Source organism: Novosphingobium resinovorum (assembly GCF_027922145.1).
Classification (GTDB): domain Bacteria; phylum Pseudomonadota; class Alphaproteobacteria; order Sphingomonadales; family Sphingomonadaceae; genus Novosphingobium; species Novosphingobium resinovorum.
This window is the reverse complement of the sequence record NZ_BSFC01000021.1, coordinates 402,706-416,009: the sequence shown is the minus strand read 5'-3', so window position 1 is coordinate 416,009 and position 13,304 is coordinate 402,706. Positions and strand designations below refer to the sequence as shown.

The 13,304-nt window shown below is 69.4% G+C and carries 8 protein-coding genes; 2 read left to right on the top strand and 6 right to left on the bottom strand.

Annotated elements, in window-relative coordinates:
- Window positions 1–29: 29 nt before the first annotated feature.
- The gene (locus PKE80_RS14270) at window positions 30–2,039 is read left to right on the top strand and encodes a right-handed parallel beta-helix repeat-containing protein (protein WP_271183058.1); all 2,010 of its coding nucleotides are present in this window, start codon (window positions 30–32) and stop codon (window positions 2,037–2,039) included.
- Window positions 2,036–5,224 carry an alpha-L-rhamnosidase gene (locus PKE80_RS14265; RefSeq protein ID WP_271183057.1) on the top strand — a complete coding sequence of 1,063 codons (3,189 nt, stop codon included), beginning with the start codon at window positions 2,036–2,038 and terminating at the stop codon, window positions 5,222–5,224. The genes PKE80_RS14270 and PKE80_RS14265 overlap by 4 nt, the downstream gene beginning before the upstream one ends.
- A 141-nt stretch (window positions 5,225–5,365) precedes the next feature.
- Here the strand turns inward: PKE80_RS14265 and PKE80_RS14260 are convergent, their stop codons facing one another.
- The 6 genes from PKE80_RS14260 to PKE80_RS14235 all read right to left on the bottom strand — a co-directional run bounded on the left by PKE80_RS14260 (window position 5,366) and on the right by PKE80_RS14235 (window position 13,303).
- Window positions 5,366–7,420 (bottom strand): glycoside hydrolase family 2 protein, encoded by a 2,055-nt coding sequence (locus PKE80_RS14260; protein WP_271183056.1) that lies wholly within the window; start codon window positions 7,418–7,420, stop codon window positions 5,366–5,368.
- A gap of 10 nt (window positions 7,421–7,430) precedes the next feature.
- A complete protein-coding gene (locus tag PKE80_RS14255; protein ID WP_271183055.1) occupies window positions 7,431–9,056 on the bottom strand; it encodes a rhamnogalacturonidase in 1,626 nt (541 codons plus the stop codon).
- Window positions 9,057–9,269: 213 nt separating this feature from the next.
- Window positions 9,270–10,400 (bottom strand): FMN-dependent L-lactate dehydrogenase LldD, encoded by a 1,131-nt coding sequence (gene lldD / locus PKE80_RS14250; RefSeq protein ID WP_271183054.1) that lies wholly within the window; start codon window positions 10,398–10,400, stop codon window positions 9,270–9,272.
- The gene (locus PKE80_RS14245; RefSeq protein WP_271183053.1) at window positions 10,397–11,197 is read right to left on the bottom strand and encodes a kinase; all 801 of its coding nucleotides are present in this window, start codon (window positions 11,195–11,197) and stop codon (window positions 10,397–10,399) included. Before PKE80_RS14245 ends, lldD begins: the two co-directional genes overlap by 4 nt.
- Complete coding sequence (locus tag PKE80_RS14240; RefSeq protein ID WP_271183052.1) at window positions 11,181–12,140, bottom strand: 2-hydroxyacid dehydrogenase; 960 nt, start codon at window positions 12,138–12,140, stop codon at window positions 11,181–11,183. The genes PKE80_RS14245 and PKE80_RS14240 overlap by 17 nt, the downstream gene beginning before the upstream one ends.
- Window positions 12,137–13,303, bottom strand: coding sequence for a fumarylacetoacetate hydrolase family protein (locus PKE80_RS14235; protein ID WP_271183051.1), 1,167 nt, complete (start codon window positions 13,301–13,303; stop codon window positions 12,137–12,139). The genes PKE80_RS14240 and PKE80_RS14235 overlap by 4 nt, the downstream gene beginning before the upstream one ends.
- Window position 13,304 lies beyond the last annotated feature (1 nt).

Below are 13,304 nucleotides of genomic sequence, written 5' to 3'. Positions count from 1 at the left end.
GACGCTGAAAAAACGACAGGGAGAGTGATATGAACAAGGCCCGCCGCATCGCGCGCCATCTGGCCGTTCTGGCCGCGAGCGTCAGCGCCCTGCCGGCGATGGCGCAGGAGCGGGCCGTCGAGGTCCACGTCTCCCCCGCGGGTGACGATCGCAACCCCGGCACCCAGGCGCGGCCCGTGCGCTCGCTTACCCGTGCGCAGGCGCTGGTGAGACGCAGCAATGCCGGTGCCGACGTGACGGTCCTGCTGGGCGACGGCGCGTACCGGCTCGACGCGCCGCTGGCGTTCCGCCGCGCCGATGGCGGGCAGGGTGGCCACAGCGTGACGTGGAAGGCAGCGGCAGGCGCACATCCGGTGATCTCGGGCGGAATGACGGTGACGGGCTTTAAGCCCTACGACGCGGAGCGGCGCGTGTTCGTGGCGGACGTGCCCAAGGGCCTCGACAGCCGCCAGCTCTGGATCGACGGCACCTTGGGCGAACGGCCCTGGGTGGAACTGCGCGCCGCCGACGTGACCTTCGATGCGACCGGCTTCACGGTGGTGAACCCGAAGCTGGACTGGCTCTCCACACTGGCGCGGCCCGACCGGGTGGAACTGGAGGCGACCGGCTTCTTCACTGACCGTGTCTCTCCGGTGAAGGGTATTGCGGGAAGCAAGGTCACGATGCAGCAGCCCGCCTGGGACAACAACACCTGGGGCTACGACACGATATCGAAGCCGATCTTCCCCGACGACAGCCGCCTGTTCCTCGTCGGCGCGCCGGAGTTCATCGGCAAGGCGAACGACTGGCATTCGCGCCCCTACCAGTGGGCGATCGACCCGCAGGCGGGCAAGCTCTACCTGCGGGTCGGGCTGGACGAGGACATCGCAGGCCGTGAGGTCGTGGTGCCCCGGCTGGAGGCGCTCGTCTCCATTGCCGGCACGCCCGAGGCCCCGGTGGAGCACCTGCGGTTCGAGGGGCTGCGCTTCTCGCACACCAGCTGGCTCGGCCCTTCGCGCCCGACCGGCTACGCCAACCAGCAGAGCGGCGCGTTCCTCTACGAGACCTCGCCGATCCGTCCGGCGGACGCCTGGAAGACCTGCGGCTGGGGCTGCACCGAGTTCGAATCGATGCGCCAGAAGTGGCACCAGATGCCCGCCGCCGTGCAAGTGGCCGCCGCGCGCGACGTGACTTTCGCGGGCAATACCTTCTCGCAGTTGGGGCAGGTGGCGCTGGGCATCGGCAACGACGCCAACGCCAACCTTTCGGGCGTGGGGCTGGCGACACAGGGGGTGCGGGTGACGCACAACCGCTTCGCCGTGCTTTCGGGCAGCGCGATCATGGCGGGCGGCGTGCGGATCGAGGCGCACCATCCGGAGAACGCGAACCTCGTGAACCGCGACCTCGCGATCGAGGACAATACCGTCGCCACCGTTTCGCAGGACTACCGCGACAATGCCGCGATCCTGACGACCTACATCTCCGGTGCGCGCATCGCCCACAACGACATCACCGACGCGCCTTACGACGGCATCGCGGTGGGCTGGGGCTGGGGCTACAACGATGCGGGCGGCAACCCGAACTACGATGAGAACGCCAAGGGCTACGTCCACAACACCAGGTTCACCACGCCCACCACGCTGCGCGACACCGTGATCGAGGGCAACCGCATCCACGGCGTGAAGACCTGGTTCATGGACGGCGGGGCTATCTACAACCTCTCCGCCAATCCCGGCGCGGTGATCCGGGGCAACCATATCTTCGACATCGGCAACAAGATCGCGATCTATCTGGACGAGGGATCGAAGCACTTCCGCGTCACCGGCAACGTCGTCGAGACCGGGGGCAAGTGGCTGAACATCAACACGGCGGGCGCGATGTACAAGCGGCGCATCTCCACCGACAACGTGGCGAGCGGCAACTGGCACACCGTCAACACCACCGGCGGCCGCTGGCTGGAAGAGATCGGCAACACCGCGAAGGACAACACGCTGGTCCCCGATCGCAACTGGCCCGCAGCGGCGCAGGCGGTGATCGACAGCGCGGGAGTACGCAAGTGACGGCGTTGGACCGCCGCGCGCTGCTCAAGGGCGCGGGTGCGCTGGGGGCAACCGTAGGCGTGCCGCTGCATGGTGCGCTGGCGCAGGATGCGGCGGCCTTGCGCATCGTCGATCTGCGCGCCGAGGGGCTGGTCGATCCCATCGGCCTCGACATGCAGGACGTGCGCTTGTCGTGGCGGCTGGAAAGCGAACGGCGCGGGGTGGAGCAAGTCCGCTGCGAAGTGCAGGCCGCCTCCACCCGCGCGCTGCTGGAAGCGGGCACGCCGGACTTGTGGCACGCGGGCGAAGTGCTCACCCGGCGCAGCATGGACATGGGCTGGCTCGGCGCGTCGCTGAAGTCGCGCCAGAAGGTCTACTGGCGCGTGCTGGTGCGCGACGACGCGGGCAAGCGCGCCGCCAGCCCGGTCGCCAGCTTCGAGATGGGTCTTCTCGACAAGGCGGACTGGCAGGCGCAGTGGATCGAGGCGCAGACAGACCTCGAACGCGCCGACCGCGCCGCGGGGCTCGTCTGGATGCGCGGGGACCGCACTGCGGACGACAGCCCGCGCTTCTTCCGCATGGTCTTCGACCTCGGCAAGGCGGGGGAGGTGACGCTGTTCACCGGGGCCAACTTCAAGTCCACGCTCTGGCTCGACGGGGAGCAGGTGCAAGTGCCGCTGGGCTTCAAGCGCTTCGGCATCGACCCGGTGGAGGCGACCACGCGCCAGCTTGCGGCAGGCCGCCACGTCCTCGGCTTCCGGGTGGAGAACCCGCGCGGCTTCAACGGCCCGAAGATCCACGAGATCGCCGCCACCGCCATGATCCGCAGCCCCGCGCGCCGCATCACCAGCGAAGGCATGCGCACCGCGCTTCATGCGGGCGAGGGCTGGTCGACGGTCGGCTTCGACGACAGCCGCTGGGACAAGGCCGCCCGCTCGGCCCAGCAGCCGCAGGGTTTTCCGCGCAGCGGCGCGTACATGCTGCGCCGCGAGTTCAGGCTGGGTAAGCCGGTGCGGCAGGCGCGCCTGCGCATGACCGCGCTGGGTGCCTACGTGGCCGAGATCAACGGGCAGCGGATCAGCGACGTGTGCCTCGCACCCGAAAGCAGCGACTTCCGGTTCACCGCGCTCTACCGCACTTATGATGTCACCGCGCTGCTGCTCCCGGGCGCCAACGCCATCGGCGCGATGCTGGGCGAGGGGTGGTATGGCAGCTATCACGCCCCCGCCGGTCGCTATGCCTTCGGCGACCCGCCGCTCCGCCTCTTCGCGCAGATGGAGGTGGAGCACACCGACGGCACCCGCTCCATCGTGGCGACGGACAAGGATTGGCAACTGCGCCCCGAAAGCCCGGTGACGCAGGCCGAGATCTACTACGGCGAGGACTACGATGCGCGGCTCGAACAGCCGGGCTGGTCGAAGACAGGTTTCCGGGGTGCGGGCTGGGTGCCCGCGCGCATCGGCAGGACACCGCCCTGTGCGCTCGTCTCCCATGTCGGACCGCCGCTCAGGCCGATCGAGCGGATGGCGGCGAAGTCGATCACCAGCCCGGGCGGGGACCGGCACGTCGTCGATTTCGGGCAGAACTTCGCGGGCTGGGTGGAACTGAAGACCAGTGGCCGGGCGGGGCAGCAGATCTCGCTCAAGTTCGCGGAGATCCTCGGGGCCGATGGCGCGGTCGATCAGGCCAACTTGCGATCGGCGCGCTGTTCCTGCCTCTACACCCTGCGCGGCGATCCGGCGGGCGAGACTTATCAGCCGCATTTCACCTACTTCGGCTTCCGCTATGTCGAGGTCAGCGGCCTCGGCCGCGCGCCGACGGAGGAGGAGATCGCCGGGATCGTCGTCTCCAGCGCCTTGCCTGAAACCGGCCGCCCGCTGATCGGGAACCGGATCATCCAGGGCCTGTGGCAGAACAGCCGCTGGAGCCAGCGCTCCAACTTCTTCGGTGTCCCCACCGACTGCCCCCAGCGCGACGAGCGGCTGGGCTGGACCGGCGACGCTAACGTGTTCTGGGACGCGGCGGCCTTCACCATGGACGTAGGCCCCTTCACCCGCCGCTTCATGGGCGACATGCGCGATGCGCAGGGGCCGCGCGGGGAATTCCCGGACTATGCGCCCTCGGGCTGGCAGGACCAGTTGCTCGGCGCCTCGCCGGGCTGGGCGGATGCGGGGGTGATCCTGCCGTGGACGGTGTGGCAGCGCTATGGCGACACCGCGATCGTCGATCGCAACTGGTCGGCGATGACGCGCTACATGACGTTCATCGCGCAGAACAATCCCGACAAGGTCTGGCGGACCTTGCGCGGCTACGACTACGGCGACTGGGTGGCGCTCGACGCGAAGGAACCGGGCGACGAGACGACACCCAAGGATCTGATCGCCACCGCCATGTGGAAGCGCTCGGCGGACGCCATGGCGGACATGGCCAAAGGCTCGAAGCGCCAGCCGGAGGCTGAGCGCTACGTGCAGTTGTCGAAGGATATTGCTGCAGCATTCGGTGCAGCATTCGTCAGGCCGGACGGCAGCGTGGGCAACGGTTCGCAGTGCGGCTACATCCTTGCGCTGCGTTTCGGGCTGGTGCCGGAAGCCTTGCGCGTGGCGGCGACGGCCAGACTGGTGGCCGACATCCGGCGGCGCGGCACGCTGCTGTCCACGGGCTTCCTCGGCACCCCCTTCAGCCTCGACGCGCTGGCCGATCAGGGCGAGCATGCGCTGGTCTACGACCTGCTGCTACGCACCGCGTTCCCCTCGTGGGGCTATATGATCGCCAAGGGCGCGACGACGATCTGGGAGCGCTGGAACGCCGACATGGCGGACGCGTCGATGAATTCGTACAACCATTATGCGCTGGGGGCGGTGACGGGCTTCGTGTTCCGCCGTATCGCCGGGATTGACCCGCTGGATGCGGGCTTCCTCAAGTGGCGCTTCGACCCGGTGCTGGACCCGCGCCTGCCGCGCGGCGGAGCGAGCTACGACAGCGTGCTGGGGCGCATCGTGACGGACTGGACTTATGCGCCGGAGCGATCCGACGCGCGGTTCGAGGCGCGGATCGTGGTGCCTGCGAATTCGCGCGCCGAGGTATGTTTGCCCGCACGCTCGGTGGATGCCGTTCGCGAGGGCGGGCGGCCGGTTTCCGGGGTGCAGCGGGGGGACCGCGTGGTCGTGGAAGTGGGTTCGGGGGAGTATCGCTTCACGGCGGCGTGATTCGTCGTCCCGGACCTGATCCGGGACCAAGTTGGACTCAAACCCTCTTCGTCATTGCGAGCGCAGCGAAGCAATCCAGGGCGTGCGTAAACCGCCCTGGATTGCTTCGCTGCGCTCGCAATGACGAAGGGCGGGGGCGTCCTAAGGCCGCGTATCCCAGCGCCACTCCACCGTATCCGCCAGCGCCCCCGACCGCGCCTCCACCCGGTTCGCACCCGGCGCGAGGTCCAGCGGCCACGCCGCGATGTGGTCCGTCACCGGCACTTTCGTCCAGGCGCCGCCGTTGAGGCGCATCTCCACCTCGCTCTGGTTGGTGAAGGCCTGCGCCGTCACCCGCTGCGTCCGCTTGTGCAGGTCGCGGCGGCTGGCGATGTGCAGCATCGGCGTGTCCGACCAGTTCGCCTGATACCAGTACCAGGCGTCCTTGCGCACCTTGCGGTCCTCGGTGACGAGGCCCTTGTCGTTGATCGCGGGGCGGTCGCCCTCGTTGCGCTTGAACGAGGGGAAGTCGATCCCCACCCACACGAAAGTGGACCACAGGAACGGCCGCTTCTTCATTTCGCGCCAGTGCTTGACGTGGAAGTCGGTCTGCCACTGCTCGGGGTGCCAGTAGCCGTTCGATTCCGGGCGCTTGAGCACCGGGTCTTCCTGCTGCAGCACGCTTGCCCCGGCGCCGTATTCGCTGACGCCGATGGGACGGCCGGGCAGTTTGGCGTGGAGTTCGTCGGCCCATGGCCCGATGTCTTCCGCCTGCGTCCAGTACCACCCGAAATAGCGGTTGTAGGACACCGTGTCGCTGTGCTGCGCGATGGGATCGTCGTCGGCGAGGCAGCAGTGCGCGTATGTCGTCGGCCGGGTGGGATCGAGCGTCTTGGCGGTTGCCTGCAGTTCGGCGAGGATGCGGTTGGAGGCCGCGTCCGACTTGCGGATTTCGTTGCCGATGCCCCACAGCGCTACAGAAGGGTGGTTGCCGGTCTGCGCGATCAGCTCGCGCATCTGCTGGACGAGGTTTTCGCGGAAGGCGTCGGAAGGATCGTGGTCGTCGATCAGCGGCACTTCGGTCAGCACCAGCAGGCCCAGTTCGTCGGCACGTTCGTATACCCGCTGCGGATGCTGCATATGCGCGAGCCGCAGGCCTGTCGCGCCCATCTCGGCGAAGAGGTTCAGATCCTCGTCGATCTGTGCCGAAGTCATCACCGGGCCGCGCCCGAAGCGGGTGGGCAGTTGCAGGTTCACCCCGCGCAAGGGATAAGGCGCGCCGTTGAGCAGGAACGTGCCGTCCGGCTTCACCGCGACCGTGCGAACGCCCAGCGGCGCGCTCTGGCTGTCGATGACATTGCCGCCCTCGGTGATTTCGGTGACGACGCGGTAGAGGTAGGGAGCCTTGATGCCCTGCCACAGCCGCGCATTGTGCAGGGCCAGCGACTGGTCGAGGTTCTGCCGCGAGCCTGCGCCGAGCGCCACCGCGCGCGATGCTTTCGCCACCACTTTGCCGCCCGCGTCGAGCACACGGCTGTTCAGGGTGAAGCGCGCGGGAGCGGTGCGGTCGTTGCGCAGCAGGACGGTGAGGCCGACGGTCGCCTCGCGGCCCTTCAGCGCGGTGGTGCGCACGGCAAGGCCCGGCCCTGCATGGTCGAGCCGGTCGAAGGCCAGCGCGTCGCTCTCGATCAGCGTGACCGGGCGGGCGAGGCCGCCGAAGACGTTGAAGTCGCCGTTCAGCGGCGCGATCGTGGTGTCTCGCGCGTTGTCCACGCGCACTGCCAGCACGTTGGCGCCGTCGCGCAGGGCCCCGGTCGCGTCGAGGCGGAAGGCGCCGTAGCCGCCCTTGTGCGCGCCCAGTCGCTTGCCGTTGAGCCAGACTTCGGCCTTGAGCGAAACGCCCGCGAACTCCAGCAGCGTGCGCTTGCCGGGCGCGGGCCGGGCCTCGAAGTTCAGGCGATACCAGGCGGGGCCGCGATAGTAGACGCCCTCGGGCTCGCCGCGCGCCTTGGCGCCGCCGATGCCGGAATCGCCCGCGTTGTAGGTGTGGGGGACGGAGACGGTCTGCCATGCGCGGTCGTCGAAGGCGGGCGCCTCGGCCCCGGCGGCGTCGGTCTTGAGGAAGTGCCAGCCCTCGGCCAACGGGCGCTCGCTGGCGGCGAGGACCGGCAATGGCGCGGAAGCGAGCAGGGCGGTGAGAAGAGGGCGCAGAAGCATCGTCAGTCCTTCAGGAGAGTTTCGCCACATCGCCGATCGCGATGTCACTGCTGGCGGCGCTGCGCACCGCGCGGGCGGACTCGTGCGGGGAGCGCAGGCCATCCACCAGCGCGCCCGCCACGTCGTCGAACACTACGGCGGGCCGCGCGTCGGGCGCGTCCACCGCGAAGGTCACGTCCTTGAGCATCACGTTGCGGGCATGGCGCACATAGAGGCCGTGCGCGGGGAACGTGCCCATGAAGCTGGGTTCCAGGCTGGAGGCGGGCCGCTCGGGAATGGTCCGGCCTGCATCCTCACCCGTGCCGCCGCCGGCCGAGCGGACGTGGACATCCACGAAAGTCACATCCTCTATCGGCGCGCCGGGATTGCCGACCACGCCGCAGGCGTAAGGACCAGGCGCGCCCGAGACGTTGATGCCGGAAAACCGCACGCGCCGCACTTTCGAGGGGCCATTGCCCAGAGGCGCGCGGTTGCGGGCGGCTAGGCGCACGAAGATCGGGTGGTTCACCGGATTGCGCAAGTTGATGTCGCGGAAGGTCACGTCCTCCAGAACGCCGCCGTCGATCGCGCCCAGTTGCAGTCCGCGCGTGTTCTCGCAGGTGCAGTCGGCGATCAGGATATTGCGGAAGCCCGTGGCGGAATCGGTGCCCAGCTTGATCCGCCCGAGCACGCCGACGTCGTCCACGGAACGGTAGGTGGAGGGCCGATAGCTGCCGTCCACCAGCGCGCCCAGGTCGTAGCCGCTGGTCTTGCAGCCGATCACGGATACCTCCTCGCAGAACACCGGCTCGTTCAGGGCATAGCTGCTCTTGAGGACGATGGCGTCGTCCTTGGGGGCGTTCACCACGCATTTAGTGACGCGCACGTCGCGGCAGCAGTCGATGTCGATGCCGTCGCGGTCGGTGTCGACGGTCAGGTTGTCGATGGTGACATTGCGCGATCCCAGCACGTAGCAGGCGAAGTGGCCGCCCTGCAGGATCGTGAAGTCGCGCAGCAGGACACCCCGGCAACGCTTGAGCGCCACCGCCTTGTTGCCGCGCCCTTCGTAGGCCATCTCGCGCGGGATGGCGCGGCGGGCGGCATCGGGCGAGAGGCCGAGTTCCTTCGGCGACTTCCACCCCTCGATCCCGTGCCAGCGCGGGGCGGGGCCCTCGCGGTCGAGGCCGAGGCCGTGGATCAGCCCGCGCCCGATGATCGCCACGTCGGTCAGGTCGATGCCCGAGATCAGCGCATTGCGGAAATGGGCGACGCCGTAATCGACATACTGTTCCTCGTAGACGCCCTCGGGCAAGTCGTAGGCGCCCTTGTGGCGGCGCGGGTCGGCGGCCTCGATCACGCTGCCGGGCATCAGCAGCAGGGTGACATGGCTGCGCAGGCGGATCGAGAAGCACAGGTAATGGCCCGGAGGGACGACCACGGTGCCGCCGCCCGCATCGCTCGCGGCGGCGATGGCGCGGTTGAAGGCATCGGAATCGATCGCGGCGCCGTCGCCCTTCGCGCCGTGGTTGCGAACGTCGTGGAAGCCGGTCAAGGCCCCTGTGGCGCGCACCGGCGCCGCGCTCATCGCGAAGGCCGCGCCCATGCCTAGCGTCACGGCGCGGCGGCTGAACTCCGCCCGTTCGATCACGCGGTCCACGTCCTGCTCCCTCAAAGTTATGTTGTATGATGTATTACATAATGGATGAGGGGTGCCAAGCCGTTGCGAAGGGAATTTACTCGCGGAAGGGCGCGCGAACCGCCGAATTTGAGATCAAAATCGTCCTGTCATTGCGAGCGCAGCGAAGCAATTCAGGGCAGTCTAGTGCGCCCTGGATTGCTTCGCTGCGCTCGCAATGACGAGGTGGGGGGCTTATACCAGCATGTCGCGCCCGATCGCATCCACCGAGGTCACCCCGCTCAGCGCCATGGTCAGCTTCATGCCCTGCGCGATGAGGTCGAGCAGCTTGGCCACCCCGGCCTCTCCGCCTGCCGCCAGCGCGTAGATGTAGGCGCGGCCCAGCAGCACGCCGTCCGCGCCCAGCGCCAGCATCCGCACCACGTCGAGCCCGGTGCGCACGCCGCCGTCCACCAGCACGGTCAGCTTGTCGCCCACCGCGTCGGCGATGGCGGGCAGGGCTTCGGCGGTGGAGAGGGCGCCGTCGAGCTGGCGGCCGCCGTGGTTGGAGACGATCACCCCGTCCGCACCCAGCCGCACCGCGTCGCGCGCATCCTCGGGGTCGAGCACGCCCTTGACGATCATCTCGCCCTGCCAGAACTCGCGAATCCATTCGAGGTCGGACCAGGTGATCGACGGGTCGAAATTGGCGCCCAGCCAGCCGATGTAGTCGGCAAGGTCGGTCGGCTTGCCGCGATAGTCGGAGACGTTGCCGAGGTCATGCGGGCGGCCGAGCAGCCCCACGTCCCAGGCCCAGCGCGGGTGAGTGATGGCCTGCAGCATCCGCCGCAGCGGGGCGGCCGGGCCGCTCATGCCCGAGTGGGCATCACGGTAGCGCGCGCCGGGCAGCGGCATGTCGACGGTGAAGACCAGCTTGGTCACGCCCATCGCCTGCGCCCGCTCCAGCGCATGCCGCATGAAGCCCCGGTCCTTGAGCACGTAGAGCTGGAACCAGATCGGCGCGCCGCTGGCGGCGATCACGTCGGCCAGCGGGCAGACGCTGACGGTGGAGAGGATGTAGGGCACGTTCGCGGCGCGGGCGGCGCGCGCCACCTGCAACTCGCCGCGCCGCCGCATCATGCCGCCAAGGCCGATCGGCGCGAGCAGCACCGGCATCGCCAGCTTCTCGCCCAGCAGCGTGGTTTCGAGGCTGAGCGCGGACACATCGCGCAGCACGCGCTGGCGCGGGCGCACGGATTTCAGCGCGGTGCGGTTGGCCTCCATCGTCTCTTCCGAGAAGGCCCCGCCGTCGAGGTAGTGGAACAGGAACGGCGGCAGGCGGCGGCGCGCGGCCTCGCGGAAGTCGAGCGGGGAGGAGACGATCATGCGGGTTCCCTGAGGGTGCGGTCGGGTGCGAGGTGCAGCACGAGGTCAGCGCGGCCGGGCATCTCGGCAAGGATATGGCGGGTCAGGCGCTCGTAATGCTGCACGAAACGGTCGAGCTGCGGGGCGTCCATGACGCGGGCCGCGCTGTCGCAAGTGCGTGCGCGCAACGCGTCTTCCTGCTGGCCGCGCCAGCCGCGCACGACCTCGAAGCCCGGCGCGGCGAGCAGGACGAGGCGGTCGATCCGGGCGAACAGGTCTGCGTAGGGGCCGGACAGCGCGGCATTGACGGCGGTGCGCCAGACCGCCTGCGGGTCTTCCTCGCGTTCGAGGGCGTTGACCGGGGCGGCCAGCGCGGCGCTGTCCTGCGGGCGGGCGCCGACGCACCAGCCCTCGAAGATCAGCAGGTCGAGGGCGGCGGGCACGCTCTGGCCTTCGGGGGCAGGCTCGTCGTGCGCCTTGTCGAAGCGGGGGAGGGTTACGGGTGCGGCGGCCAGCACCGCATCGAGCAGGGCGATCCCTTGCGCCACGTCATGCGTGCCGGGCACCCCGCGCGTCGCGAACAGCGGATGGACGTCGCGCGCCAATTGCGCGCGCGCCGCGCGGCCGAGGTAGAGATCGTCGAGCGAGAGGATCGCCACGCGATGTCCTTGCGCGTCCAGCGCGGCCTTGAGCGCCTCGGCCGCCGTTGATTTGCCCGAGCCTTGCGAACCGCACAGGCCGAGGATCAGCGGGCCGTCGCGGCGTTGCTCCAGCCATTCGCGGACGGCGGCCAGGATGCGCTCAGAGGACGGGGTCAAGCAGCGGTTCCCCGGCGAAGAAGCGGTCGAGGTTGTCGGCGACTTTCATGCCCATCGCCGTGCGCGCCTCGATCGTGGCGCTGCCCAGATGGGGCAGCAACACGACGTTGGGCAGGTCGACCAGCGCGGGATGCACGTTCGGCTCGGCCTCGTAGACGTCGAGCCCGGCGGCGGCGATGCGGCGCGCGGCCAGAGCCTCGGCCAGCGCCGCCTCGTCGATCAGGGTGCCGCGCCCGGTGTTCACCAGCACCGCATGGGCGGGCATCCGGGCGAGCAGCGCGGCATCGACCATATGCCGCGTCTCCGGCCCGCCGGGCGCATGGAGCGAGAGCATGTCGGCCTGCGCCGCAAGGTCGCCAAGGTCCGCGAAGTAGGCTTCGGGCGGCATGTCGGGGGCGGGGCGGCGGCTGTGGTAGGCGATGCGCATGCCGAACGCCTCGGCCCGCTTGGCAGTGGCGCGCGCGATCCGCCCGAAGCCGACGAGGCCGAGCAGCTTTCCCGAAAGCGATTGCCCGACAAGGTGCGTCGGCCGCCAGCCGGTCCATGCCCCGCTGCGCAATTCGCGCTCGCCTTCGCCCGCGCGGCGGCTGGCCATGAGGAGCAGGGTCAGGGCGATGTCGGCAGTGGCCTCGGTCAGCACGTCGGGGGTGTTGGTGACGGCGATGCCCTGCTCGCGCGCGGCGGCAAGGTCGATGTGTTCGAAGCCGGCGCCGTAGTTGCCGACGATCGCGGCGCGGCGTCCCTCGACGGTCAGCACCGCGCGCGTCACCTTGTCCGTCACGGTGGGGCATACCGCGTCGTAGTCGCGCATGGCCTGTGCCAGTTCGGCTTCGCTAAGGGGCGTGTCGGTGCCGTTGAGTGCCGTTGTGTACCGCGCCTGCAACCGTGCCTCGACGGCTTCGGGCCAGCGGCGGGTAAGCAGGATCCTGGGCCTGTCGCTCACAGCAGTCCGCGCCTCGCAAGATTGCGCATCAGCGCGCCGGGACCGAAAGTCCAGGGTTCGCAGGCACTTGTGGACGCCACGCGATTGACCAGCGTGCCCAGCTGCGCACAGCCGATCCGCACCACGTCGCCGGGCTTGTGCGTGAACCCGCGCCCCGGCTCGTCGCGGTCCTGAGTCGGCGCGAACAGGGTGCCGAGGAACAGCACCAGCCCGTCCGGATAGCGGTGGTGCGCGTTGAGCGCCTGCGCCGCGAGATCCGCCGGAGGGCGGCTGATCTCGCGCATTTCCGAGCGTCCCTGCATGTCGAAGCCGTCTTCTCCGATTACCGTGAGCGTGAGGCTTAGGGTCTCCACCGATGCGAGGTCAAACCCCCCGTCGAACAGGCGCACGAAAGGCCCCAGCGCAGCGGCGGCGTTGTTGTCCTTGGCCTTGCCGAGCAGCAGCGCGGAGCGCCCCTCGACGTCGCGCAAGTTGACGTCGTTGCCCAGCGTAGCCCCCAGAATCCGGCCGTTCGAGGCGATAACGAGGACGACTTCGGGCTCGGGATTGTTCCAGGTGGAAGCGGGGTGGACGCCGATTTCCGACCCCGCGCCGACGCTGGCCATGGGCTGCGCCTTGGTGAAGATCTCGGCGTCCGGCCCGATGCCGACTTCGAGGTACTGGCTCCATGCCCCCGCCGCGATCAGCGCCTGCTTGAGCGTCTCGGCCTCGGCCGAACCGGGGCGCAGGGCGCGCAGGTCGTCGCCGACGAGGTCGCGGACTTGCGCGCGGATACCGGCGGCGGCCTCGGGATTTCCGCGGGCGCGCTCCTCGATCACCCGCTCCAGCATGGAGGTGACGAACGTGACGCCCGCCGCCTTCACGGCCTGCAGGTCGACCGGCGCGAGCAGCCAGGGCCGCGCGGGATCGCGCACCGCCGGGTCGGTGTTGGCGAGGATCGCGGCGAGGGGGCCGATGTCCTCGCCTTCGGCGGCGCGCAGGGCTGCTGCGGGATCAGGTGCCTCGCACAAGTCGCGGGCGGTGGGGAAGGCGCGGGTCACGTCGGTCAGGCGCTCGCCATCGACACGGACCAGCGAAGGGCCGCTCACATCGGGGCGCCAGACGCGGCCGAACAGCAGGGCTTCGGGATCGGCGGGAAGGATCCCGGCGGGGGAGAGGTCCATG